Source organism: Phenylobacterium sp. LjRoot225 (genome assembly GCF_964252855.1).
GTDB lineage: Bacteria > Pseudomonadota > Alphaproteobacteria > Caulobacterales > Caulobacteraceae > Phenylobacterium.
Map to the genome: position 1 here is coordinate 1 of NZ_CAXUPL020000008.1, position 22,745 is coordinate 22,745.

The 22,745-nt window shown below is 67.7% G+C and carries 25 protein-coding genes; 12 read left to right on the forward strand and 13 right to left on the reverse strand.

The window, feature by feature from the left end; genetic code table 11:
- The 4 genes from ACSQ2B_RS25910 to ACSQ2B_RS25925 all read right to left on the reverse strand — a co-directional run bounded on the left by ACSQ2B_RS25910 (position 1) and on the right by ACSQ2B_RS25925 (position 2,068).
- Positions 1-291 (reverse strand): hypothetical protein, encoded by a 291-nt coding sequence (locus ACSQ2B_RS25910; protein WP_436054302.1) that lies wholly within the window; start codon positions 289-291, stop codon positions 1-3.
- Positions 292-340: 49 nt separating this feature from the next.
- Positions 341-544: a hypothetical protein gene (locus ACSQ2B_RS25915; RefSeq protein ID WP_436054303.1), complete on the reverse strand. Its 204-nt coding sequence runs from the start codon at positions 542-544 to the stop codon at positions 341-343.
- An 8-nt stretch (positions 545-552) separates the two neighbouring features.
- A complete protein-coding gene (locus ACSQ2B_RS25920) occupies positions 553-1,059 on the reverse strand; it encodes a GcrA family cell cycle regulator (RefSeq protein WP_436054304.1) in 507 nt (168 codons plus the stop codon).
- Between the two features lie 118 nt (positions 1,060-1,177).
- Positions 1,178-2,068, reverse strand: a complete 891-nt coding sequence (locus tag ACSQ2B_RS25925) for an ArdC family protein (RefSeq protein WP_436054305.1) — start codon at positions 2,066-2,068, stop codon at positions 1,178-1,180.
- Positions 2,069-2,521: 453 nt separating this feature from the next.
- On the opposite strand from ACSQ2B_RS25925, the gene ACSQ2B_RS25930 reads away from it, so the two are divergent.
- The gene (locus tag ACSQ2B_RS25930) at positions 2,522-3,424 is read left to right on the forward strand and encodes a Ku protein (protein ID WP_436054306.1); all 903 of its coding nucleotides are present in this window, start codon (positions 2,522-2,524) and stop codon (positions 3,422-3,424) included.
- A 223-nt stretch (positions 3,425-3,647) separates the two neighbouring features.
- On the opposite strand, the gene ACSQ2B_RS25935 is transcribed toward ACSQ2B_RS25930, so the two are convergent.
- The 4 genes from ACSQ2B_RS25935 to ACSQ2B_RS25950 all read right to left on the reverse strand — a co-directional run bounded on the left by ACSQ2B_RS25935 (position 3,648) and on the right by ACSQ2B_RS25950 (position 8,756).
- Complete coding sequence (locus tag ACSQ2B_RS25935; protein WP_436054307.1) at positions 3,648-3,947, reverse strand: hypothetical protein; 300 nt, start codon at positions 3,945-3,947, stop codon at positions 3,648-3,650.
- A 390-nt stretch (positions 3,948-4,337) separates the two neighbouring features.
- Positions 4,338-6,398 carry a ParB/RepB/Spo0J family partition protein gene (locus tag ACSQ2B_RS25940; RefSeq protein WP_436054308.1) on the reverse strand — a complete coding sequence of 687 codons (2,061 nt, stop codon included), beginning with the start codon at positions 6,396-6,398 and terminating at the stop codon, positions 4,338-4,340.
- 1,023 nt (positions 6,399-7,421) lie between these two features.
- Entirely contained in the window at positions 7,422-7,754 is a 333-nt protein-coding gene (locus tag ACSQ2B_RS25945) for a hypothetical protein (protein ID WP_436054309.1), read from the reverse strand.
- 63 nt (positions 7,755-7,817) lie between these two features.
- Positions 7,818-8,756, reverse strand: a complete 939-nt coding sequence (locus tag ACSQ2B_RS25950; protein ID WP_436054310.1) for a toprim domain-containing protein — start codon at positions 8,754-8,756, stop codon at positions 7,818-7,820.
- 163 nt (positions 8,757-8,919) lie between these two features.
- On the opposite strand from ACSQ2B_RS25950, the gene ACSQ2B_RS25955 reads away from it, so the two are divergent.
- On the forward strand, positions 8,920-9,528 hold the full coding sequence (locus tag ACSQ2B_RS25955) for a cation transporter (protein ID WP_436054311.1): 609 nt from the start codon (positions 8,920-8,922) through the stop codon (positions 9,526-9,528).
- Positions 9,529-9,541: 13 nt separating this feature from the next.
- On the opposite strand, the gene ACSQ2B_RS25960 is transcribed toward ACSQ2B_RS25955, so the two are convergent.
- The 5 genes from ACSQ2B_RS25960 to ACSQ2B_RS25980 are packed head-to-tail and all read right to left on the reverse strand — an operon-like array spanning position 9,542 to position 12,432.
- Positions 9,542-10,351 carry a sulfite exporter TauE/SafE family protein gene (locus tag ACSQ2B_RS25960; protein ID WP_436054312.1) on the reverse strand — a complete coding sequence of 270 codons (810 nt, stop codon included), beginning with the start codon at positions 10,349-10,351 and terminating at the stop codon, positions 9,542-9,544.
- 30 nt (positions 10,352-10,381) lie between these two features.
- Positions 10,382-10,789, reverse strand: a complete 408-nt coding sequence (arsC, locus tag ACSQ2B_RS25965) for an arsenate reductase (glutaredoxin) (RefSeq protein WP_436054313.1) — start codon at positions 10,787-10,789, stop codon at positions 10,382-10,384.
- The gene (locus ACSQ2B_RS25970; RefSeq protein ID WP_436054314.1) at positions 10,786-11,526 is read right to left on the reverse strand and encodes an MIP/aquaporin family protein; all 741 of its coding nucleotides are present in this window, start codon (positions 11,524-11,526) and stop codon (positions 10,786-10,788) included. Before ACSQ2B_RS25970 ends, arsC begins: the two co-directional genes overlap by 4 nt.
- A complete protein-coding gene (locus ACSQ2B_RS25975) occupies positions 11,523-12,065 on the reverse strand; it encodes an arsenate reductase ArsC (RefSeq protein ID WP_436054315.1) in 543 nt (180 codons plus the stop codon). The genes ACSQ2B_RS25970 and ACSQ2B_RS25975 overlap by 4 nt, the downstream gene beginning before the upstream one ends.
- A 13-nt stretch (positions 12,066-12,078) precedes the next feature.
- Positions 12,079-12,432 (reverse strand): ArsR/SmtB family transcription factor, encoded by a 354-nt coding sequence (locus ACSQ2B_RS25980; protein ID WP_436054316.1) that lies wholly within the window; start codon positions 12,430-12,432, stop codon positions 12,079-12,081.
- A 69-nt stretch (positions 12,433-12,501) separates the two neighbouring features.
- Between ACSQ2B_RS25980 and arsH the strand changes: the two genes are divergently transcribed.
- From arsH to ACSQ2B_RS26030, 10 genes are all read left to right on the forward strand, one after another.
- Positions 12,502-13,230 carry an arsenical resistance protein ArsH gene (gene arsH / locus ACSQ2B_RS25985; RefSeq protein WP_436054317.1) on the forward strand — a complete coding sequence of 243 codons (729 nt, stop codon included), beginning with the start codon at positions 12,502-12,504 and terminating at the stop codon, positions 13,228-13,230.
- Positions 13,231-14,320: 1,090 nt separating this feature from the next.
- Entirely contained in the window at positions 14,321-14,707 is a 387-nt protein-coding gene (locus ACSQ2B_RS25990; protein ID WP_436054318.1) for a hypothetical protein, read from the forward strand.
- A 77-nt stretch (positions 14,708-14,784) separates the two neighbouring features.
- Positions 14,785-15,057: a hypothetical protein gene (locus ACSQ2B_RS25995; protein ID WP_436054319.1), complete on the forward strand. Its 273-nt coding sequence runs from the start codon at positions 14,785-14,787 to the stop codon at positions 15,055-15,057.
- 121 nt (positions 15,058-15,178) lie between these two features.
- A complete protein-coding gene (locus ACSQ2B_RS26000; RefSeq protein ID WP_436054320.1) occupies positions 15,179-16,408 on the forward strand; it encodes a TolC family protein in 1,230 nt (409 codons plus the stop codon).
- The gene (locus ACSQ2B_RS26005; RefSeq protein WP_436054321.1) at positions 16,405-17,892 is read left to right on the forward strand and encodes an efflux RND transporter periplasmic adaptor subunit; all 1,488 of its coding nucleotides are present in this window, start codon (positions 16,405-16,407) and stop codon (positions 17,890-17,892) included. The genes ACSQ2B_RS26000 and ACSQ2B_RS26005 overlap by 4 nt, the downstream gene beginning before the upstream one ends.
- Entirely contained in the window at positions 17,889-21,038 is a 3,150-nt protein-coding gene (locus tag ACSQ2B_RS26010; RefSeq protein ID WP_436054322.1) for an efflux RND transporter permease subunit, read from the forward strand. Before ACSQ2B_RS26005 ends, ACSQ2B_RS26010 begins: the two co-directional genes overlap by 4 nt.
- On the forward strand, positions 21,035-21,367 hold the full coding sequence (locus ACSQ2B_RS26015; protein WP_436054323.1) for a copper-binding protein: 333 nt from the start codon (positions 21,035-21,037) through the stop codon (positions 21,365-21,367). Before ACSQ2B_RS26010 ends, ACSQ2B_RS26015 begins: the two co-directional genes overlap by 4 nt.
- A 96-nt stretch (positions 21,368-21,463) precedes the next feature.
- Complete coding sequence (locus ACSQ2B_RS26020; RefSeq protein WP_436054324.1) at positions 21,464-21,610, forward strand: hypothetical protein; 147 nt, start codon at positions 21,464-21,466, stop codon at positions 21,608-21,610.
- Between the two features lie 251 nt (positions 21,611-21,861).
- Positions 21,862-22,236, forward strand: coding sequence for a hypothetical protein (locus ACSQ2B_RS26025; protein WP_436054325.1), 375 nt, complete (start codon positions 21,862-21,864; stop codon positions 22,234-22,236).
- A gap of 3 nt (positions 22,237-22,239) precedes the next feature.
- The gene (locus tag ACSQ2B_RS26030; protein WP_436054326.1) at positions 22,240-22,701 is read left to right on the forward strand and encodes a thermonuclease family protein; all 462 of its coding nucleotides are present in this window, start codon (positions 22,240-22,242) and stop codon (positions 22,699-22,701) included.
- The last annotated feature ends 44 nt before the right edge of the window (positions 22,702-22,745 follow it).

Here is a 22,745-nt window from a genome sequence, read left to right on the forward strand (position 1 = left end):
TCAGGCCGCCTCCGAGAGGGGCGGCAGCTCGCGCCACATGCCGGCATGCGCAACGACGTAGCCGAGGACCTCCAGGCCGGCGACGAACTTATGGGCTGAGGCGAGCTTGTAGGTGATCCAGGCGCAGCGCTCCGGGTTCCAGCTGAAGCCGGCCTTGCGAGCCTTGCCGTGGATCCTGCGAACCGCGCCGTCACTGAACGAGGCGCAGTCGTAGAGGCGGAAGGCGCAGGACACGCCCGACAGCGAGCCATAGGCTTCATCCCGCCAGGTGATGATGACGGTGCGAGACATCGCGGTCTCCTGATGTGGTTGGGGGAGGGCGCTTCGGGCGCCGTCTGCGCTAGGGCAGGGGGGCGAAGCCGCCGTCGTCGATATCGCCGCCGCGGCCCTCAAGCCGCAGCTGGCGCGCCCGGACCCGGCGCCTGGCGTAGGAGACCTCGTCGCAGAGACCGAACAGGCACGCCTCGGCGAGCTGGAAGGCGTGCGCGTAGCGCGGTGTCATGGGCGTCACGACGCTTTGGCGCGAGACGCCGAACGTCCGCATGCCGCACCTCAGGAGGAGTAACGGGCGAGCGCGCGCCGGATCTCCGGGTCCCGGTCGAGCGGCTTGGGCTTCCCCGGCCTGTAGGCAACCTCCGAGTGACCCTGGCAATAGGGGCCTTCGGCTGGCCGGCCGCAGTAGGTGAACCCGTCCAAGAGCGGGTCGCCGATTGGCCACTTGCACATATGCGCACTGAGCGTGAGCAGGGTCGCGCAGCCGGGGCCCTCATCGACGATCCGAGCCGGCTGAACTTTGGCCACAGTCGGAGGGCAGGCGACGCCCCTCGGCCTCGAAGGCGGCGCCGGGCGGGCCCTGGGCGGCCGCGGCGCGCGGAGGATCGTCCGCGCAGGCGGCGAGGGCGCAGCTCGGCCGGACAGTCCGATACGGTGAACTTTGCCGATCACCGCGTTGCGGGTGACCCCGCCGAGCTGCTTGGCGATCTGGCTTGCGGACATTCCATCCTGCCAGAGCTTCCTGAGTAGGTCGACGCGAGCGTCGGACCAGCCGAGGTCGGACATGGGGCAATCTCCTGTCTCGCTCCCTTCGAGCGCACCCCATCTGTCCCTTCCTCCATCCTCCTCAGCCCAGCGATAGCTGCGCCGTGGCGGCGGTCTCCTGGTGAGATTGAAGGGAGGCTCAGACGGCGATCGACGCCGCGGCCGTCGCCGGCGCACTGAAGGCGAGCAGGTAGTCAACGGCCCGTTGGGCGTGGCCCGAGGCCTCCATTAGCGCATTGGGGCGCGATTTCAGGATCTTCGCCCAGTGGCCCAAATAGGCGGCGTGGCTGTCGAGCAGCTGAGGGCGCAAACCGATCTGCAGACCCATGGCGCAGGCGGAAATCTCGGCGACCAGCTCCTCGAAGGCGTAGGCCTCATCGCCGAAACGCTTGCCGAACTCGCGGTTCAGCCGGTGGGCGGCTCCCGACCAGTGAACCGCCTCATGAGCTTTCGTCGCCAGGAAGTCATCGACGGTCTCGAAGGCCTCCGGCGGCGGTAGGCGGATGAAGTCCCCGCGGGGACTATAGCAGGCGCGGGAACCGCCGATCTCGATCTTGGCCGGAATGGCGTCAAGCACCGCATTACGGGCCGCAGCGCGGGCGTCGGGGTCGACCTCGGGGGCGGCCAGGTACCTTTCCGGGCAGTCGGTCAGGTCGGCCGCGTTGAAGACCGCGTAGGTCTTCATGTAGCGGGCGATCTTGGTCTCGCCCTCGCCGTCAGAGCCCTCGCCGGCGTCGCCGTCGACGATCCGCTGTTTGTAGAGAATCGCCGGCGCGGCCTTCGCGCCTTTCCGAACCGGCGCGCCGATCTCCAAGGCTTGTTTGAAGGTGAACCAGTAGGGCGAGGCGTAGCCGCGTACGGCGCCGGCGAAGGCCAGCAGCCAGGCGTTGGAACCGGTGAAGGCCTCGCCGTTGGACCGGAGCGGCAATGTGGGATCGGTCGAGTTGACCCACGGCTGGCGCCAGGGCGGCGTGCCCGCCTCGATACGGGCGACGATGTCGGTCATCAGGTCGGCGAAGGAGATGGACATGGCGCTGCTTCCAGGCGCCCAGGACCCATTCCCGGAGCGCTCGCCCGCTCCGGTCCCTTCCTTTTAGCCTTGCCCCGGGCCCGTCCGCCGCCGCCAACACAGAAGCGGATTGCGCCGACGGACATATACGGTCCGGCGCCCGAGCGCTGGACGAGCAAGGAGAGCGGTGAGTGCCCGGACCCCTCTGCCGTCAGCCTGAGGACACGCGCGAGGGATTGTGACCGCCAGCTGGAGGAGACCGCTTGCGGGCTCCGGAGGCGGCTCGGGCGGCGGAGACTTTGCGTAGCAAAGGCTCCGCGGAGGGCGAAGCGCGGAGTAGAGCCCGGTCCGCAGGACGCGCCCAACCCAATCGTCCTGGGCCGCCTGGATCGTGTCTCGGGTGAGCACTCGCGGAACGGCGTCAGCAGCAAATCCCGGCAGCTACGCTTGCCGTCGGAGGGTCGAGCCTAAATTGTGAATCTCTTCAACACTTTAGTGCAACCCATGGTCTACCAACCCGCCTGGCAGGGCCACCTGAAGCTGTCGCTCGTGACCTGCCCCGTCGCGCTCTACAAGGCCGTGGAACCGGCCCGCCGGGGCACGAGCTTCAACTTGATCAACCCGGAAACGGGCAACCGCATCAACATGAAACCGAAGGATCCGGAGCTGGGCGAGGTCAACCGCTCCGACCTCGTGAAGGGCTACGAGGTCGACAAAGGCCTGTACGTCACCGTCACCGAGGAGGAGATCCGCAACCTTCGGCTGGAAAGCAACGGCGCGATCCAGATCGAGCGGTTCGTGGCCGAGGCGGAGATCGACCGGCTTTACTGGGACGCGCCCTATTACCTGACGCCGGATGACGATCTGGCGCACGAGCCGTATCAGGTGATCCGCGAGGCGATGCGGGAGGGTGGCCAGGTGGCGCTGGCGCGTGTGGTGATGAGCGGGCGCGAGCGTCAGTTCGCGCTCGAGGTGCGCGGGAAAGGGATCGTGGCGCACGCCATCCGCACGCATCGGGAGGTGCGGCCGGCGGGCGAGTTCTTCGATCGCCTGCCGGACGGCGAGGCGGATCCGAAGATGGTGGCGATCGCCAAGCAGATCCTGCGCCAGCACGAAGGTCCGTTCGACCCGACGGCGTTCGTCGACCGCTACCAGGAAGCGGTGAGGGCGCTGATCGCGGAAAAGCAGAAAACCCATGGCCTCACCCGGTCGCGCAAGACCGCGCCGAATGAAGCCCAGATCACCGATCTGATGGCGGCGCTGAAAGCGAGCCTAGGCGGCTCATCGCCGCCGGCGCCACGCCGCGCGACGAAGTCCCGCGCGGCAGCGAGCGGCGCACCGAAGAAGCCCGGGGCGGAGAAGAAGGCGGCGAGTTAGCGGTCCGGAGTGGGACGGCGCACCACGCAGGCGCGAGCCCTCGTGGCAGGCCCTCGGCTGATTAAAACGAAAACCCCGCCGGGTTCGCCGACGGGGCTTCAAATTTGATGTCGCCGGGGGCTACTCCCGATCGTCGAGATGGAGCTTCTTGCGAGCGACCCGCTCGAAGAAGAGCCCGATCGCGAGGACGACGCCGCCGAAGATCAGGATCTGGATGGTGGGGTCATTCATCGGTTTTGGCCTTGTCGGCTAGAGCCTGAAGATGGACGCCGAGCACCACGAATGCAATGCCGACGACGATGGTCGCGACGATGCTGCCGGTCGGGATCCGCAGGACGGCTTTCGTCGCGAGGGGCGCGAGGACCCCGGCTGCGCCGGCCGCGGTCAAGGTCTTGCCGCCAAGGTCGATCGCTTCGCCGAGCTTCCGGATGAAGGTGCGCCAGTAGCGCTCGCTGGCGGCTTTCGGGTTTTTCGGGGTCACGGCGCTTGCGCGCTTGGGTTGGGGGCGGCGTTTCTCAATCATAGATCCTCCTCTGTGGCTGGCCGATTTGGCCGTGATGACGCCCTCAGCTGAGGCGGGAAGCAGAGCCCGGCAGTCACCCGCAGGGGGAACGGCCTTGCGCCGTTGACGGCCGGCGCTCCCGCCTACTGTGGCGGTCGTTCATCACGGCGTCGGCGAGCTTCAGAGGGCGGGCCTATTGGCCCGCCGCCTCCGCGCGCAGGCGCTGGGACTGCGGATGAGATAACCCGAACCGTGGCGATCTGCCACTGGCGCTCCGCGCAGGGTGCGCGCTTGCTTGGCGACGAGGCGTTGCACGGTGTCATCCGACACGGCGGCCAGGCCGAGGTCCCCACGATGTCGAGGAACGGACCGAACTCCGCGCCGCGTACGGCGCGGAGGCCGGTCCAAGGCTCAGGCCACGGCCTGGTGATCGATCCCAGCTTGGGCAGAAAAATCTGCCACTTCCTCGTCGGGCATGACGGCATCGCCCGACTCCGTCGAAGCGTCGTCAGACACAACCGGCTCAACGACGCCATCCTCCGGCGATTCGTCCTCCAGCTCGGCCTCGGCGGGCGCCAGCTGCCAGGAGAGCACCTTGGGCGCCCACTGGCGTTCGGCGCAGGCGTCGACCACGAAGGGGACGAGATCGTCCTTCTTCAGCGACGTCGCACGTGCGTCCTCGACCTGCATCTCATCGAGCAGCTCGATCAGCTGCTTCTTGGTGTGGAAGCCGAGGAAGGCCGCATCGGGTGTCCAGTGCACGGTGATGTCCGCGGTGCAGAGGTGGGCGATCTCGGCCGCCTCGGCGCGGGCGGACCGCCGGATCATGTCTTTCCGCTCTTCGCGCACATCGAGCGACATCGCCGTGAGCTCGGCGAGCAGGGCCATCTTCTCGCCGTGCGGCAGGCTGTCGACCCAGGCGATCGGCCGCAGGCCTGAGGCGCGGTAGGCGTCGCGCCGGGCCGCCAACCGGGCGCGGACCTCGCCGTCGAGCGCGGCGATCACAGGCGTCGAGCGGCGGCTGTAGGCCGTGGCGTCGATCTTCAGCGCCGAGCTGCCCTGGCGGACCCCTGCGGTGAACGTGATCGCCTTGAAGAGCTGGGCGATCAGCGCGGTTAGCGCCACGCCCGGATTGTCGGCCAAGTCGCGGATCAGGCCGCGGGTGGCGACGTCCGTGCGCGTCGCGTGCAACACGTTGCTGGCGCCCTCGATGTCGACCTCGACGTCGGGGATCTCAAGCTCGCGCTGGGCGGGCCCGCGGATGTCGTCTTCGCCATTCTCGCTTTCGTCGTCCTCGCCGTCGTCGCCGGCAGCGACGTTCTCGGCTGGGGTCCACACGCCGTAGAACTCGACGTCGAGCCCGTCCTGGGCGTCGGGCGTGATGAGGACCGCGCCGAGCTTCATGCTGGTCAGGGGCGCGGCGGCCAACTCCATCGTCGCCTGCAGGACCGGGAACAGCGTCTCGAAGGCGCTATCGCCCGCCAGGTCCACGTCGCCGATCGCCGAGCGGGCGGCTTCGAGCTTCTCGCGCGCGGCGACCACCTTCGCCTTCACCTCCGGCGCCAGGTAGTAGGTGTTGACGTAGGGCAGGCGCTCGAAGCCGTCAGGCGCGCCGTAGCCGCTCTCGCGGCCGAGGAAGACCGCGAACTCGAGCTGCTTGAACATCTCGACGAAGGGCTGCACCCGCTCGACCCAGAGCGCCTGCAGTTTGTCGGCGTCAAGCACGCGATCGGGCAGTTCGCCGAAGAGGTCGCTGGCCACACGGCCGCCGGCCTCGCTGTAGCGGGCGCCCACGAGGGTGAAACGAGGATCCTCGACGGTGATCTGTTCCCCGGTGACGGCCTGGTGCAGGTGGTAGTCGTGCAGCCGACCCTCCAGGGCGTCCTCCGCCATCTCGGCCTGCTGCGCCTTGTCCTCGAGCCGGGCGCAGAGCCGGACCTGCTTCAGGGTCATCTTGCCAGCGCGCAGCGCATCTAGAACGGTGTCGTGGACGCCGGCGAGCGCCTGCAGGCGCTTGATCTCGATCTCCGGGTAGCCGAGCGCCTTGGCGATCGCCCCGGTGTCCATTCTCGATTTGCGCAGCCTGCCGATCGTCAGGATCACGTCGGCGACGTGGACTGGCGCGCGCTCGGTGTTGGTCAGCGAGAGCGCGGCCAGCTGCTCGGCCTTGGTCTCGAAGAGCTCGCACTTGACCGGGTAGTCCTCGGCGATCCGGCCGGCCTCGAGCAAGCCGAGGAGAGCGTAGCGCCGGCGGCGGCCGTCGAGCGCCATATAGGGCTGCTCGTTCTTGCGTCCCGGCCGGATGGCGATCGGAATCAGGATGCCGGCCGCGTGGATGGTCTCGCCGAGCTGCGGGACGCCGGCGTCGATCGGCTCGTCGAAGCGCATATTCTCAGGCGCGAGGCCGACGTCCTTCAACGGGACGAAGATCTGCCGGTTGACCGGCTCGGCGGAGTTGGCGGCTTGGGACATCGGAGTGGGTTCCAGCGCCGTGGGCGAGGGCCATCCTGCCCCTGGGCGCATCCTGCGCCTCCCTTCCTCCCTTCTTTTTCAGAGGACGAACGGCTCCATCCAGCTGTCCGCAAGGCTTCGAATGCCGGGTTCGGCTCATCGCTGGGTTCCGGGACGAAGCGCTTGGCGCATGACCTCCCCCCTCTGGACGAATGATTGCGGCTGCGTGGAAACAGCCTCGGGCGATGCGCCGAGGCTGTTTCGCTCAATCGAACGACGATGGCGCCGGCGTATTCGTAACGCCCCCGGCAATGCTGGATGGCGTTGTCGGCCGTCTTGTAGACTTTCGGGATCGGAGCTGATCGCTGCAGAACGAGCAACTCGCCAGGGCGCCAGCTGACGCGCACGAACATTCGCCATCCGTCTTGCCCCAGACTGAGCCGGACCGCCTCGATGACCCCGCCGGCGGGGCGGGTCGTCAGTTGTCGGTCGCGGATGGAGCGTTCGGCGTCCACGTCGTCGGTAGGCTTGCCTGATCTAGGGGTTCGGGAATCGGTCATGGGATGGACTTGCCAGCACTACTCTTACGAGTAGCGGCGTTGACGTACAGCTAAGCTTAGTCATGCCGTGGGGAAGGGGAAGCGGCGTTGGCGGCTGAAGCCGCCGCGCCGCGCACGAGTCGCCTCCGCCGCGTGGCGGCGAGAGCGCGAGGGGCGTCAGTCCCCCGCTCGAGGCGGCGTCGACCTCCGCCGATCGCGAAGGATCAGTCCGAGCGCGCACGACGAAACAAACGACACGACAGCCGTCGTCGCCATCGGGCGCAGCGCGATCCCGGCCAGGTACAGATGAGAAAAGACCAGCAGGGCAGTCAGAGCGGCGGCCAGGACAACATGGGCAGCTGGCGCCGCAGCGACTGCCACGAAGTCGACTTCTGAGCGGGTTTGGGGGCGGTGAAGCATCGAGGTGGCCTCCGCCGGCGTCCGGAGCGCCACTCGCTCCGGCCTTACCGGCTCCCCGCCGGTCCCTTGCTCCCTCCTTTGGAGATCAGACTGCCCCGGCCCGCCCGCGCCACAGGACCAGCGCGTTGTTCACGATCGTGACGGTGACGGCGGCCACGAAGGCCAACATCAGGAGACTGCTGCGGCCAAAGATGGCCAGGACAACCGCCCAATACGCGATCCACGCGAGCCAAAGCCCGGGCGGCCCCAACCTTCGCAGGGCGAAGCGATAGAGCGGATTGCCCTCACGGGCCGCTCCGAGCGTCTCGTAGATGCGCAGCGTCGTCAGCATGTCGACAAAGGAGAGGGCGAGGGCGACCGGGATCGTCCAGGGATAGGCGCTCTGCGCGAAGGCCGAGAGTTCGGCGAAAGGAGCCACGCGGACCTCCACTGTGAGCTGTACAAGCGTCTTATCCTGAAGCTCGGATCGGCTGGTGCGGTTTCAGGGCCGCGCCTCAGAAAGACGCGCGGCAACCGAAGGCGGCGACGCCTTGTGTTCGGCGAGCTCGTTGAAATCGCCATGCGGCGCGGGCGGAAACTCGATCCACACCTTCAGCTGTTGCTGACGCAGTCGCTCCGCCAGGATCTCCGCGGACGCGGCGCCATCCTTGCCGCGATCGGCGGCGATCAGCACCGAGCGAACGCCTTGCGGAGCGTTCCAGGTCTTCAGGTTTCGCGTCGACATGAGCGCCCAGCCCGGTAGGCCGAAACGCTCTGTGGCCGAAAGGGTGGTGAAGAAGCCTTCCCCCACCAGCATCTCGCGAGCCGCGGGATCGATGCGTATCGCGCAACTCGACGGAACCTGACCGACTGTTTTGCGCGGCAAGCGAAGGTCGCTTGCTCGGCGGCCGTTCGCAGCGAGGTAGGTCACCTCCACGGCGGTGAAATCGCCTTCGGCGTCGACGATCGCGGCGAGGAGGGCAGGGCGCCGATAGCGGCTCTCCGCGTAGGCTGCCACCGGCGTCTCGGTGCAATGGCGGCCAACGTCGGGCCCGGGGAGCGTACGATTCACGTGGCGGAGCCGGCAGTGACGCTCGGAAAGCGTTCCCGAAAGCCCGCGCCCGTCCTCCCAGATCCTTCGAGCCGCGGCTAGGCGCTGCGTGTGAGACGCCGGCGCGCCGCGGTCGGACCGGTCAGCGCGCCGTTCGATGGCGATCGACGTCGGCGCATTGTCATCGTCGATCAGACGACGTTCCCGGAGGTCGTCGAGAACCTCACGCCAATCGCAATCGCCGAAAGTGTGCACGATCACCCGGCCGCCCCGGAGCAGCAGGGACACGGAGCGATCGACAGGGCTGTGCCCGGGAGCCGGAATATTCGCCCGCATCCCGCCGTCGTAGAGATCTCCTCCCAGGGCTCTAACGATGTTGGCTAGCGACATGACACAACCTCCGCGATCATAAGACCACAGAACACGTGCATGACAATTCCTCCGTTGCTCGCGAGCGATCGCAGCACCGGACCCACCCCTTTGTGCTTTCAGAACTGATCGATCTTGGCCGCAGCGCGATCGCCCGAGCCGGCTCAGTCAGCTATGGGAAGCCATGAGCGAAGACCTCGGCCTTGGCGTGGCGTATCCGGCCCTACGCCGCATCGTCATCGCGGTCGCTCTCCTGAACCTCGCCTACTTCGGGATCGAGTTCGCCGTTGCGTTGTCGATCGGCTCGGTCTCGCTGTTCGCCGACTCCGTGGACTTTCTCGAGGACGCGTCGGTCAATCTGTTGATCGTGGTCGCCCTAGCCTGGACCGCAAAGTGTCGGGCGAGGGTCGGCATGGCGCTCGCCGGCATCCTGCTCGTTCCCGGCCTCGCCACGCTCTGGACCGCTTGGGACAAGTTCAACGTCCCGGTCGCGCCCGACCCGGGGCCGCTTTCGCTGGCAGGGCTCGGCGCGCTCGCCGTGAACCTGACCTGTGCATTCATGTTGGCCCGCTACCGTCAGCACAGCGGCAGCCTCACAAAGGCGGCCTTCCTGTCAGCGCGCAACGACGCCCTCGCCAATGTTGCGATCGTGGCGGCGGGACTGGTCACGGCCTTTCTGTGGCGCTCGGCCTGGCCCGACCTGATTGTCGGTCTGGCCATCGCCCTCATGAATGCCGATGCGGCGCGCGAGGTGTGGAGAGCCGCCCGCGAAGAGCACCGCGCCGCGGCCTGAGACGGCACGAAGGTCAGCGGTGCCGCCAGACCTTGACCGAGCTGATGAGCAGGACCCCAGCCAGGACCGGGAGCAGGACGGCGTTGGGGACGATGCCCAGCAGGGTCGCACCGATGGAGCTACCGACGATCGAGCCGGCGGCCATCACGGCGAGGAACAGGCGATTGCGACCGAGCACGGCGAAGCTACTGTCTCGGCTGTAGCGGGTGAACCCAATGATCATGGTGGGGAGGCTGACCGCGAGCGACAGGCTTCCAGCGAGTTTGATATCGGCGCCGAAGAGCAGGACGATTGTGGGGATCAGCAGTTCGCCGCCCGCGACGCCGAGCAGCGAGGCCACGACACCGATGAGGAAGCCGGCGCCGACGCCAACGGCGATCTGGAGCGGTCCCGCCAGTAACGCCCCGCCCGTGTTGGTCGTGTCATGTCCGACCAGCAGCACGATCGCGATCGCCACCAGCAGGACGGCGATGATGCGATAGAGCGTCTCCGACCGTAGGCGCGTCGCCCATCCTGCGCCGAACCACGCGCCAGCGAGGCTCCCGGCCAGCAGATTGGCGATCACCGTCCAGTGCGCTGATAGCTCCGACAACGGCACCGCCATTAGCCGAAACGGCAGAGCGCTGGCCACGACGACGAGGCTCATCGCCTTGTTCATGATCACCGCTTCGAGCGGTCCGAAGCCGAACATTCCGATCAGCAGCGGCAAGCGGAACTCCGCGCCGCCCAGACCGATCAGACCGCCCAACGCTCCGATCGCCCCGCCGCCGCCGAACGCAGCAGCGAGGTCGCGCTTCCTTGGTTCAACCGACGCTGAGGTCACGGCTGCCGATCCATTAGTTCGACAGCGGCTTTAGAGTCGAACGACCTCGCCGTCTTCCTTCGTGAAGCTCTCCGGCTTGCGGTCCAGGAGCTCGAGCACCGCCTCTGACGGCCGGCTGAGCTTCACACCCTTGGGTGTCACGACGATCGGGCGGTTCACCAGGATGGGGTGCTCGACCATGGCGTCCAGGATGGCGTCGTCGCTGACGTTCGGCTCGAGAAGTCCCAGTTCAGCGGCCGGGGTTCCCTTGTCCCGCAGGATGTCGCGGGGCTTGGCGTCCATTGATGCCAGCAGCTCCTCCAGCTGGGGCTTCGTCCAGCCGACCTGGAGATACTCGACGACGTTTGGCTCGTAGCCGGCCGCTTTGACGATTGCGACGGTGTTTCGCGAGGTCCCGCACGCCGGGTTGTGGAAGATGGTGATTGGAAAGTCGCTCATGACGCAGATCTCCGGCCCAGAAGCCAGTTGAAGGTGATCACCGCCACGAGCCCGCCGACCACTTGGCCGGCGATGAACAGTGGGGCAGAGGCCGGCGCGATGCCGGCGAAGGTGTTGGTCAGGCTGCGGGCGATCGTCACCGCAGGGTTGGCGAACGAGGTCGAGGCCGTGAACCAGTAGGCCGCCGTGATGTAGAGGCCGACGAGCATCGGCGTGCTCTCGGGCTTGAACCGCAGCGAGCCCAGGATGGTGGCGACGAGGCCGAAGGTGGCCACCGCCTCGGCGAACCCTTGCGGTAGTCCGTCACGCACCTTGGCGGACACCTGCAGGATCGGCTCGGCGAACATCAGGTGCGCCGCCCAGACGCCGATGATCGCCGCTACGGCCTGGACCGCGATGTAGGCCAGCGCCAGGCGCCAGCTCAGCTCGCGTTTGGCCGCAAACATGACGGTCACCACGGGGTTGAAGTGCGCGCCCGAGATCGGCCCGAAGATAGTGATCAGCACGACCAGAGCCGCACCGGTCGCCAGCGTGTTGCCGAGCAGGGCCACAGCGGCGTTCCCCGCCGCCAGGCGATCGCCCATGATCCCCGAGCCGACCACGACCGCCAGCAGCAGCGCCGTGCCGAGCGCCTCCGCGGCCAGCCGTCGCGCGGGGCCGAAAGGCTCGAGCGGCGGCTCGAGACTGGCGTCCAACGGCCGCGCCGCTCGGGGCAAGGTTTCGACAGGAGCGTTCATTCCGCGGTCGCCGCGGGCGCGTCGCGGGTCTGGCCGATATCCTCGAGACGCTTCTGAAGTCCGAGGCGATCGAGCGAGGCCATCGGCAGGTTCATGAAGAGCGAGATGCGATTGTTGAGCATGCGATAGGTGTCGGCGAAGGCGATCGCGATCTCGGCGGGCGATCCCGTCGCCAGGGCCGGATCCGGCATGCCCCAGTGGGCCGTCATCGGCTGGCCGGGCCAGAACGGACAGACTTCGCCGGCGGCGTTGTCACAGACGGTGAATACGAAATCGAGTTCCGGCGCGTCGGGATTCTGGTCCCGCGTGAATTCCTCCCACGCCTTCGACCGCAGACCATCGGTGTCGTGATGCATCTGCTCGAGGAGATCCAGAGCGTGCGGGTTGACCTTGCCCGTCGGCATCGAGCCCGCCGAGTAGGCCTTGAACCGGCCGCGACCGATCCGGTTCATGATCGCCTCGGCCAGGATCGAGCGACACGAGTTTCCCGTGCACAGGAAGAGGACGTTGTAGACCTTGTTAGGGGCCGCCTCGCTCATTGGTTTTGCTCCCTCATGCGCAGCGCCCCTCGGCCTCGCAGCATTGGCTGGCGATGGCGACCAGGGGCGCGCAGATCTCGGGCGAGCCGCCGCAGCAATCCTCCATCAGGAAGGCGAGCAGCTCGCGCATGGCGTCGTAGTTGGCGCTGTAGATGATCGAGCGGCCGTCCCGCTTCGACGTGATCAGGCCGGCGTGGCTCAGGATGTTCAGGCTTGCCGACAGGGTGTTGGGCAGCACCTCGAGCCGCCGAGCGATCTCGCCTGCCGCCAGGCCTTCGGCACCCGCCTGGATGAGCAGGCGGAAGGTCGAGAGACGGCCTTCGTGGGCCAGCGCGCTGAGACTTGAGACCGCGGACTTGGTTTCCATATTTCGACAATAGGTGAATTGTGCGACAGATTGAAGTCGCTTCCGCAGCCCTCCTCCCCGAGGCTATCCATGACCGACTTTCCCGCCCTGCAGCCGCAGTTCGTCGACCCGCCCCGGCTCGAAAAGCTTGAGCCCCGGACCCGCGCGAGCCATCCGCCGCGGATCCTGCTGCTGTACGGTTCGCTGCGCGAGCGGTCGTACAGTCGGCTGCTGACCGAGGAGGCGGCCCGCATCCTTCAGCGCCTGGGCGCGGAGACGCGGATCTTCGATCCTCGCGACCTGCCGTTGCCGGACTCGGTCTCGCCGGATCATCCCAAGGTCCAGGAGCTGCGGGCGCTGTCGACCTGGTCTGAAGGGCAGGTGTGGTGCAGCCCGGAGCGTCACGGGGCCATCACCGGGATCATGAAGGCGCAGATCGACTGGATCCCCCTGGAGGTCGGCAGCGTGCGGCCGACCCAGGGACGCACGCTTGCGGTGATGCAGGTCAGCGGCGGTTCGCAATCATTCAACGCCGTCAATGCACTGCGCCTGCTGGGTCGCTGGATGCGCATGATCACCATCCCCAACCAGTCCTCGGTCGCAAAGGCGTTCCAGGAGTTCGACGAGGCGGGCCGTATGAAGCCGTCGGCCTATTACGACCGGGTCGTGGACGTCATGGAGGAGCTGGTGAAGTTCACCCTCCTGACCCGGGATCGTTCGGACTACCTCGTGGACCGCTACAGCGAGCGAAAGGCTGACGGCCGCCTGCCGGACGGGGCAGAGCTCGCCGCGGCCGCGATGGAGCACGAGGCGCGTTGATAAGCTCGGGCAGAACCGCCAGCTCACCACGCCCGCCACCAGGTCTTAGATAGTAATTGCCCGGGGACGGTGGGCATTTACTTGGCACGAGCGCCCGTCACATGTTCTTTGGCGGTACGACGCGGGCGACCCGCGCCCCAGCTGATCGAGCAAGAGCACGGGCCGCGAAATGCAGCGGACGGCTGAAATTCGGTCGCCCGCGCGGGTTCAAATCATTGCGGCACGCCGACTGGGCTAGCCGCGGATATACCCGTCGTGAACTTCGGATTTCCCGCCCATGCCGGGCGCTGATGGATGCGCTCGTGCGCAGCAGCGTCTACGCCGACCACGCTCGGCGCACCTCCCATGGCGAAGCTCGAGTTTTCCGAGCTGGCCTGAACGTGCGCGGCGGCGTCTACGCCGACCACGCTCGGCGCGGACGCTCCCGTGGTGAATTTGGGATTTCCCGACAGAGCATAATCTTGGCCTGAGTATGTGGCGCAATTGGTAAGGCCAGCGCCCAATACGGCGATGGCGAGAACCTTCTGAATGTTCCTCATCACATTCTCCTTCTGATCCCCGTCGGCAGCCACCGAATGGCCGCGACGGCTTGTAGGCGGACACATGTCCGCCAGCGCTTTGGGGATCAGACGAGAATCGGCGGCCTGAGCGGGGGCGGCCTTTGCAATCCCGACAGCCGATAAAGACGAGGCGCGGGCCAACGCCTTGCCTGCTCAACTACAGCGGCCGCCGATATGGAGACCGGAGCCAGAACAATGGCGGGCGAGCAGTGGCAGCCGGCGGTGAGTGGCGTCGACATATCGCAGCCGCCCATGTGGCAGGCGCAGTCCGCCGCTGTCGCAGGGCAGGGACAGGGAGCCGCGCCGCTCGCATAGACCGGCGCGACCGCGATGGCCAAGGCGACGATCGCGGCTACAAGCACACCGAGACGCCTCATGGCGCTAGCCTACCACGCTGGGGCCAATCATGAGGTCATGAGGCCGTTACTTGGTCAGCGATAGACGCCGCACGCGCTCTGTCGAGTGCAAGCTTCGCAGTCTGTCGTGGAATTTAGATGACTTGTCCGACCGGCACGCTAGCCTGAAGCGTGATGCGCTTCGTCGTCGCCCTCCTGGCCGTCCTTGGCCTGCTCGCGAGCCCGGTCGCCGCTGCGGCGGCCCAGGTTGCGTGCAACGGGCATGCCGACCAGGCGATGGCCGCCATGCCCATGACCGACATGGACGGGATGCATCGGATCGATGCGCAGAAGCCCGACCCCTGTTGCGACCACAGCAAGAACGAGCGGCCGTCGAAGCACCACGACTCTGACTGTGTGCAGGCTTGCGCGGCGATGTGCGGCGTTGTCGCCGCCCTGCCGAGCACGCCGGTCGCGGCCCCGCTGCCCCTGGTGGAACAAGCACCCCACCCATCAGTCGTGGCCTCTTTGCACCCCCACGAGCCTAGTCGGCTCGAAAGACCTCCCAGATCGATCGCCTGAGCCTGCGGGCTTGAGCCCGCGGGATCGCGCGCCCCGACTCCGTCCGGGCATCGGATCGATTTTCAGGGAGATTTCCCATGACCAACCGTAGCTTCACGGCCCTCAGCGCTCTGGCGCTGGCACTCTCCATCGCGGCCTCCGCCGCCCACGCTCAGCCGTACGGCAAAGGCGGCAACTATAACGTCGCACCCTCTTCGGCCTCGTCTGCTCAGGACGAGCACAAGTCCCACATGCGTCAGACCAAGTGCGACTGCTCCATGATGAAGTCCGATGGGGCTATGCGCGATCAGTGCATGTCCATGATGTCTGGCCACCGCGGCGAGACCGCGCAACCCGGTCAGGCCGGCTAGGCTCCCAACCCCGCGGCTACTTATCCCCGCCCCGGGGACGGAGGGCGTTCGGCGGGCGGCTTGCCTGTCCGCCGACGCTTCCTGCGTGCGGATGCAGTCCCTTCCTACCTTAGGAGCCAATATGCGGCCCTGCTGGCTGATGTTGACCTCGGCGCTGTTCGCCAGCGCCACGCATGCTGCACCGCTCACCTATGAAGCGGCGCTGAAGCTCGCCGCCAATTCAGCGCCGAGCCTGGAGGCGAAGGCGCTGGACGTCCGGTCCGCACAGGCGTCAGCCATGGCTGCAGGGCGGCTGCCGGACCCGAAGCTACGCTTCGGTCTCGACAACTTCCCAATCTCTGGACCGCCGGCTGGTCGATTTGGACCGGACAGCATGACGATGGCGACGGTCGGCGTTATGCAGGACGTGCCGAACGGAGCCAGGCGCCGAGCGGCCCGCGACCGCGCCGCCGCCGATATTGGCGCGGCGGAATCCAGCCAGGTCGTCGAGGCCCGCAATGTTCGGACCGCGACCGCCCTCGCGTGGGTCGATCTCTACTTCGCGAGGCGTCGCCTCGCGGCGCTCGATGAGATTGCGACCACGCTCGAGCCGCTCCGAAAGACCGCGCCCTCGCAGCTCGCCTCCGGCGCTAGCAGGCCGGCGCAGACTGTGGAGCCTGAACAGATGGTCGCCGCCCTCGACGACCGGCGCGCCGATCTCGCCGCGGCTGTAGCCAAAGCGCGCGCCGAGTTGGCGCGCTGGACTGGCGATCCGGATCCCGAGGTCGCGGGAACCCCGCCACAGCTTGAGATCGACCCCGGGGCGTTGCGCGCCGGCCTTGATCATCATCCCTCGCTCCTGGCCTACGACGCCATGGAGCGCCAGGCCGGCGCCGAGGTGGCGGCGGCGCGAGCCGAGAAGCGGCCGGACTGGAGCTGGGAGCTCGCCTACCAGCACCGCGACCCGATGTGGGGCGACATGGTCTCGGTTGGCGGGACGATGAGCCTGCCGCTGTTCGCGCGGAAACGTCAGGACCCGGTCATCGCGGCCCGGACTGAGACCGCGTCACGCGTGCGGATCGAGCGGGAGGCGGCGCGTCGCGCGTTGGTCGCCCAGCTCGACGTCGACGTGGCCGACCACCTCATGCACCACGACCGGCTCATGCGGGCGCAGAGCACGCTCGTGCCGCTCGCCAGACGCAAAGCGGACCTCGAACGATCGAGCTACGCCGCTGGCACGGCGAGCCTGTCGGACGTGCTGCAGGCTTTTGTGGCGCTCGCAGAAGTTCGCGTGGACGCCCTGGACCGCGAGGCGGACGTGGTCGGCGACGCGGTTCGCATCAATCTCACCTACGAGACTTCGAACCCATGAGCCCGATCCGCTCCCTGAGCCCTGCGCGCCTGGCGCTTGCCGCCGCCGCTATCGCCCTGGTGGCGGGCGCCGCCGGCTACGGCTTGGGCCATCTCGGCAAGTCGCCGGCCCCCGCTCCTTCGACGTCGGCGGCAGGTCGAAAGGTTCTCTACTGGTACGACCCGATGGTGCCAGCCCAGCACTTCGACAAGCCGGGCAAGTCACCGTTCATGGATATGCAGCTGGTCCCCCGCTACGCGGATGAAGGACCGAGCGCGGCGTCCGGCGTCCAGATCGACCCGGCCCGGCTGCAGAGCCTCGGGGTTCGGTATGCGACCGTCGAGCGCACAGACTTCGCCGACGAGCTCACCGCCCCGGGCGTGTTGGAGTTCAACCAGCGCGACGTCGCCATCGTCCAGGCCCGGGCGAACGGCTTCGTGCAACGGGTCTACGGCCGCGCCCCCGGAGACGTCGTACGCGCCGGCGCGCCGATCGCCGACCTGCTGGTCCCGAGCTGGGGCGGGGCCCAGGCGGAGTTTCTGGCCGTGCGACGGACCGGCGATCCAGCGCTCGAGGCGGCCGCGCGCCTGCGCCTCCGCCTCCTGGGGATGCCGGAAGGCCTGATCGAGGCCGTCGCGCGCCGCGGCCAGGCGCAAACGGTCATCACGTTCACCAGCCCGATCGGCGGGGCCATTCAAACGCTCGACGTGCGTCAAGGCATGGCGGTGAACATGGGCCAGACGCTCGCCCAGGTCTCCGGCCTCGGCACGGTCTGGCTCACCGCGGCCGTGCCGGAGGCGCAGTCAGGCCAAGTCCGAATCGGCGCGCCGGCCCGTATAGATTTGGCGGCATTCCCGGGCGAAGCCTTCACCGGGCGCATCGCCGCGGTCCTCCCCGCCGCCCAGGCGGAGAGCCGGACCCTTCAGGTGCGGGTGGAGCTATCCAATCGCGGCGGACGGCTGCGGCCGGGGATGTATGGAACCGCGCACCTTGGCGGGACTGCGCACCCGGCCCTGTCGGTTCCGTCCGAGGCGGTGATCCGCACCGGCAAGCGCGCCATCGTCATGGTCGCGGGGCCCGGCGGAAGATTCCAGCCTGTCGAGGTCCAGCTCGGCCGGGAGGACGGCGCCCGCACGGAGATCCTGGCGGGCTTGAGCGAGGGCCAGAAGGTGGTCGCGTCGGGCCAGTTCCTGATCGACTCCGAGGCCAGCCTCGCCGGTCTGCAGGCACAGGCGGTCGGCACGGCGCCCGCAACGCCGCCGCCACAGCCGAGGGCCGCGCTCTACGAGACGCGCGGCCGGATCGAGTCGCTCACGGCGGACTCCATCACGCTCAGCCATGAGCCGGTTCCTGCGATCGGCTGGCCGGCCATGACCATGACCTTCAAGCTCGGGTCGCCGGCGCTGGCGAAAGGCGCGAAGGTCGGCGACCGCGTGGCCTTTGGCTTCGAGCAGAAACCGGACGGGCCGGTCGTGCAGCGGCTCGCGCCGACGGGCGCGCAATGATCGCGGCCCTGATCCGCGCTTCGGTCCGGCATCGCATCTTCGTGCTGCTGGGCGCGTTGGCCCTGCTCGCCGCCGGCGTCCTGGCCTTGCGCTCGACGCCGGTGGATGCGCTGCCGGATCTCTCCGACGTGCAGGTGATCATCCGCACGCCCTATCCGGGCCAGGCGCCGCAGATCGTCGAGAACCAGGTCACCTATCCGCTCGCGACCACCATGCTGTCGGTTCCGGGCGCCAAGACGGTGCGCGGCTATTCCTTCTTCGGCGATAGCTTCGTCTACGTCCTGTTCGAGGACGGAACGGACCTCTACTGGGCCCGCTCGCGGGTGCTGGAATACCTGAACCAGGTGCAGAGCCGGCTGCCGGATACGGCCAAGCCGGCCCTCGGACCCGACGCAACCGGCGTCGGCTGGGTCTACGAATACGCCCTCGTCGACCGGACCGGCCACAACGACCTCTCGCAGCTGCGGTCGCTGCAGGACTGGTTCTTGCGCTACGAGCTGAAGACCCTGCCGGGCGTGGCCGAGGTCGCCAGCATCGGCGGCATGGTCAAGCAGTACCAGGTGGTGCTCGACCCGGTGAAGCTCGCCGCCTACGGCGTCACGCACCAGCAAGCTGTCGCCGCGATCCGAGAGGCCAATGCGGAGACAGGCGGCTCGGTGCTGGAGCTGGCCGAGGCCGAGTACATGGTCCGCGCCTCCGGCTACCTGAAGACGCTGGACGACTTCCGCGCCATCCCCCTGAAGACCGCGGCCGGCGGGGTTCCGGTCCGGCTTGGCGACGTGGCTGCGATCCAGCTTGGGCCGGAAATGCGCCGCGGCGTGGCCGAACTGAACGGGCAGGGCGAGGTCGCCGGCGGGGTGGTGATCCTGCGCTCGGGTAAGAACGCCCGGGCGACCATCGCGGCGGTGAAGGCCAAGCTGGCCGAGCTGAAGAAGAGCCTGCCGCCGGGCGTCGAGATCGTCCCGACCTATGACCGCTCGCAGCTCATCGACCGCTCGATCGGCAACCTGCGCGAAAAGCTGATCGAGGAGTTCATCGTCGTCGCGCTGGTCTGCGCGCTCTTCCTCTGGCACGTCCGCTCGGCCCTGGTGGCGATCCTGACATTGCCGCTGGGCGTCGTCTTCGCCTTCCTGGTCATGCGCGCCCAGGGCGTGAACGCCAACATCATGTCGCTGGGCGGCATCGCCATCGCTATCGGGGCCATGGTCGACGCCGCCGTGGTGATGATCGAAAACGCCCACAAGAAGATTGAACGATGGGAAGCCGCCCATCCCGGCGAGCATCTGCAGGGTGAACGGCGCTGGAACGTGATCACCGAGGCCGCCGCCAAGGTCGGACCGGCGCTGTTCCTCAGCCTGGTAATCATCACCCTCAGCTTCGTGCCGGTCTTCTCCCTCCAAGGGCAGGAAGGACGGCTGTTCTCACCGCTCGCCTTCACCAAGAGCTACGCCATGGCCGGCGCGGCGATCCTCTCGGTGACCCTGGTGCCGGTGCTGATGGGCTGGCTGATCCGCGGCCGCATCCCGGCGGAGAGCAGCAATCCCATCAATCGGTGGCTGGCCGCCGCCTACAAGCCGCTGCTGGACCGGGTCATGCTGCGGCCGCGGACGACGCTCATCGTCGCCGTGTTGGCCTTCGCCACCACGGCCTGGCCGTTGGCCCATCTCGGCGGCGAGTTCATGCCGCAGCTCAACGAAGGCGACCTGCTCTACATGCCCTCGGCCTTGCCGGGGCTCTCCGCCGCCAAGGCTGGGGAACTGCTCCAGCAGACCGATCGGCTGATCAAGACCGTGCCGGAGGTGCAGAGCGTGTTCGGCAAGGCCGGCCGGGCGGAGACCGCCACGGATCCCGCGCCGATGGAGATGTTCGAGACCACCATCCAGTTCAAGCCGCAGAGCCAGTGGCGGCCCGGCATGACGCCGGAGAAGCTCGTCGAGCAACTGGACCGCACGGTGAAGGTCCCCGGCCTCGCCAACGTCTGGGTCCCGCCGATCCGCAACCGCATCGACATGCTGGCGACCGGCATCAAGAGCCCGATCGGGGTGAAGGTGTCCGGCGCCGACCTCGCCGAGCTGGACCGCATCGCCCACGACGTCGAGACGGTGGCCAAGACCGTCCCGGGCGTCAGCTCGGCGCTCGCGGAACGGCTGACCGGCGGACGATATGTGGACGTCGATATCGATCGCGCCGCGTCCGCCCGCTACGGCCTGAACATCACCGACGTGCAGGCGATCGTCAGCGGCGCCGTCGGCGGCGAGAATGTGGGCCAGACCGTGGAGGGGCTGGCCCGCTATCCGATCAACGTCCGCTATCCGCGCGAGCTGCGCGACAGCCTTGAGGGCCTACGCACCCTGCCGATCCTGACCCCCGCCGGCCAGCAGATCACGCTGGGAACCGTCGCCAGGTTGCAGATCGCCGATGGGCCGCCGATGCTCAAGACCGAGAACGGCCGGCCCTCGACCTGGGTCTATGTCGACGTGCGCGGGCGCGATTTGGCCTCGGTTGTCGGCGACCTGCAGACGGCGGTCGCCAAGGACGTAAAGCTCTCGCCCGGCGTCTCGATCGCCTACTCCGGCCAATTCGAGTACCTGCAACGCGCGGTCGAACGGCTCAAGCTCGTCGTACCAGCCACGCTGCTGATCATCTTCGTCCTGCTCTACGTCACCTTCGGCCGGTTCGACGAGGCGGCGCTGATCATGGGAACCCTGCCGTTCGCGCTGACCGGCGGGATCTGGACGCTGTACCTGCTGGGTTTCCACCAGTCGGTCGCCACCGGGGTGGGCTTCATCGCGCTGGCCGGCGTCTCGGCTGAGTTCGGCGTGGTCATGCTGATCTACCTGAAGGAGGCGCTCGCCGAGCGCGGCGACAATCCATCGGAGAAGCAGGTCGCCGAAGCGGTTCGCGAAGGCGCGCTGCTGCGGGTCCGTCCAAAGGCGATGACCGTCGCCGTTATCCTCGCGGGTCTAGCGCCTATCCTCTTCGGCCACGGAGCCGGCTCCGAAGTCATGAGCCGCATCGCCGCGCCGATGATCGGCGGCATGCTGACGGCCCCGCTGCTCTCGATGTTCGTCATTCCCGCTGGCTACCTGCTGCTGCGCCGGCGGCGATCCCTTCCTGCAGCTTTTCAACCCAAGGAGACACCATGAAACTCTCGACTCTCGCCGCCCTCGTCGGCTTCACAGCGGCTATCGCCGCACCTGCTTTCGCCGACGACATGAAGGGCATGGCGATGGGCCCGGCGGCCGCAGCCAAGACGGGTCACGCCACGGGCGTGGTGACGGCGGTGGATTCCAAGGCCAAGACCGTCACGATCAAGCATGGCCCGATCGCTGCCGTCGGCTGGCCGGCAATGACGATGACCTTCAAGGCCAACCCGCCGGCGCTCGCGAGCAAGGTCAAGGCCGGCGACAAGGTCGCCTTCAACGTCAAGGTTGAAGGCGGCAAGAACGAGATCACCGCCATCAGCAAGCAGTGAGCCGCAACGGGGTGGTCAGATGCGACTTGGCCACCCCGCCTCGCGTTGAAAGACTGGACGCCCCGGTGTCCGACTTTCGGATTGGAGCCAAGGACAATGAACTGCGGCGCCATGATGAGCGGATCCGGCGGGATGCTGATGATGGGCGGGATGGCCGTCGAATGGCTGATCCTGCTTGTTCTAGAAGTGCTCGCGATCGCGGCCCTGATTAAATATCTGCGTTCGCCTGGCCGGGTGCCGTAAGCCGCGCCGTCGTGGCGCGCACCCGGTTGCTGCCTGCTCCGGCACGCCCGTGTCCGGGCCCCAACCGCTCACTCTGGCGGCGCTCGCCGAGATGCGACTTGCGCCAGCTGCGCACAACGGTTGCAGCTCAGCCTATAAGCGAATCTACTCGCCCCACGCGCTGACCAGTCGCCTCACGGGTGAAAGCGCGACTATCAAAAAGCTGCTATCTCGCGCGGCCAAGTCTCGGCCGCCGAGGGGGAGGGGCGTGAATGGGTGACACGAACGGCCGTGCTGACCAGGAGTCGGAGGAGACTTGGATCCAGTCGGCCACGAACCCCGACCAGCAAATCCGACTCCGCAGCCTCGGGATCTATCTTGAGAATGGCGGATCTGTCGTCGACTGCCGCGTGATCGAAGACGCCGAGGGCCTCTGGACGATCTACGTCCGGCTCAGCGATCGGCCGGGCGAGCACCGGGTCAACATGTACAAGTCCGACCAGCCGAAAACCTACCGAGCCGTCAATCTCGCTGTGAACACGATCCGCGACGACTTCGGCTACTTCGGCCCCGTCGTGCTGTCGACGGAGCGCCGCGCCGGCGGCCCTCGACAAACCTCGAGTGAAGCCGACGAGGCGGAAGGCTGAAGCGTGGCTAGGGGAGCCGTTGCGGGTCTCGCCGTTGCGATCCTGGCCGTCGCGGGACATGCCACGCCGGGTCATGGCCAGCCGCGGCGCGAGCCACAAGAGATCGTCGGCCGGGCCGACGTGATCGACGGTGACACCTTCAGGATCGGTCGCCAGTCGATCCGCATTTGGGGGATCGACGCTCCGGACGACGATCGTAAGGCGTTCGGCACGCGCGCGCTGCGCCAGATCGTGCGGGCGCCGGTCCTGACCTGCCGCCCGCTCGGCCGGTCCTATCAGCGCATCGTCGCGCGCTGCGTAGACGAGCGCGGCAGGGACATCGCCTGGCAGATGGTCGAAACCGGATGGGCGCTCGACTGGCCGCGGTTCTCGCGGGGCTTTTACCGGCCAGCGGAAGCGCGCGCCAGGGCGCGCCGGGCTGGAGTCTTTGGCACAGATCAGCCGCTCTGGCGTGACCTGGACTAAATGATCGCTATCTGTTCCGACCGGCGGATGTTGTGCCGCGAGAG

What these genes read in the sequence shown, in the direction of transcription:
- ACSQ2B_RS25910 (WP_436054302.1), bottom strand. Translation starts at nt 291, where the DNA reads ATGTCTCGCACCGTCATCATCACCTGGCGGGATGAAGCCTATGGCTCG.
- ACSQ2B_RS25915 (WP_436054303.1), bottom strand. Translation starts at nt 544, where the DNA reads ATGCGGACGTTCGGCGTCTCGCGCCAAAGCGTCGTGACGCCCATGACA.
- ACSQ2B_RS25920 (WP_436054304.1), bottom strand. Translation starts at nt 1,059, where the DNA reads ATGTCCGACCTCGGCTGGTCCGACGCTCGCGTCGACCTACTCAGGAAG.
- ACSQ2B_RS25925 (WP_436054305.1), bottom strand. Translation starts at nt 2,068, where the DNA reads ATGTCCATCTCCTTCGCCGACCTGATGACCGACATCGTCGCCCGTATC.
- ACSQ2B_RS25935 (WP_436054307.1), bottom strand. Translation starts at nt 3,947, where the DNA reads ATGATTGAGAAACGCCGCCCCCAACCCAAGCGCGCAAGCGCCGTGACC.
- ACSQ2B_RS25940 (WP_436054308.1), bottom strand. Translation starts at nt 6,398, where the DNA reads ATGTCCCAAGCCGCCAACTCCGCCGAGCCGGTCAACCGGCAGATCTTC.
- ACSQ2B_RS25950 (WP_436054310.1), bottom strand. Translation starts at nt 8,756, where the DNA reads ATGTCGCTAGCCAACATCGTTAGAGCCCTGGGAGGAGATCTCTACGAC.
- ACSQ2B_RS25955 (WP_436054311.1), top strand. Translation starts at nt 8,920, where the DNA reads ATGAGCGAAGACCTCGGCCTTGGCGTGGCGTATCCGGCCCTACGCCGC.
- arsC (WP_436054313.1), bottom strand. Translation starts at nt 10,789, where the DNA reads ATGAGCGACTTTCCAATCACCATCTTCCACAACCCGGCGTGCGGGACC.
- ACSQ2B_RS25970 (WP_436054314.1), bottom strand. Translation starts at nt 11,526, where the DNA reads ATGAACGCTCCTGTCGAAACCTTGCCCCGAGCGGCGCGGCCGTTGGAC.
- ACSQ2B_RS25975 (WP_436054315.1), bottom strand. Translation starts at nt 12,065, where the DNA reads ATGAGCGAGGCGGCCCCTAACAAGGTCTACAACGTCCTCTTCCTGTGC.
- ACSQ2B_RS25980 (WP_436054316.1), bottom strand. Translation starts at nt 12,432, where the DNA reads ATGGAAACCAAGTCCGCGGTCTCAAGTCTCAGCGCGCTGGCCCACGAA.
- arsH (WP_436054317.1), top strand. Translation starts at nt 12,502, where the DNA reads ATGACCGACTTTCCCGCCCTGCAGCCGCAGTTCGTCGACCCGCCCCGG.
- ACSQ2B_RS25990 (WP_436054318.1), top strand. Translation starts at nt 14,321, where the DNA reads ATGCGCTTCGTCGTCGCCCTCCTGGCCGTCCTTGGCCTGCTCGCGAGC.
- ACSQ2B_RS25995 (WP_436054319.1), top strand. Translation starts at nt 14,785, where the DNA reads ATGACCAACCGTAGCTTCACGGCCCTCAGCGCTCTGGCGCTGGCACTC.
- ACSQ2B_RS26000 (WP_436054320.1), top strand. Translation starts at nt 15,179, where the DNA reads ATGCGGCCCTGCTGGCTGATGTTGACCTCGGCGCTGTTCGCCAGCGCC.
- ACSQ2B_RS26005 (WP_436054321.1), top strand. Translation starts at nt 16,405, where the DNA reads ATGAGCCCGATCCGCTCCCTGAGCCCTGCGCGCCTGGCGCTTGCCGCC.
- ACSQ2B_RS26010 (WP_436054322.1), top strand. Translation starts at nt 17,889, where the DNA reads ATGATCGCGGCCCTGATCCGCGCTTCGGTCCGGCATCGCATCTTCGTG.
- ACSQ2B_RS26015 (WP_436054323.1), top strand. Translation starts at nt 21,035, where the DNA reads ATGAAACTCTCGACTCTCGCCGCCCTCGTCGGCTTCACAGCGGCTATC.
- ACSQ2B_RS26020 (WP_436054324.1), top strand. Translation starts at nt 21,464, where the DNA reads ATGAACTGCGGCGCCATGATGAGCGGATCCGGCGGGATGCTGATGATG.
- ACSQ2B_RS26025 (WP_436054325.1), top strand. Translation starts at nt 21,862, where the DNA reads ATGGGTGACACGAACGGCCGTGCTGACCAGGAGTCGGAGGAGACTTGG.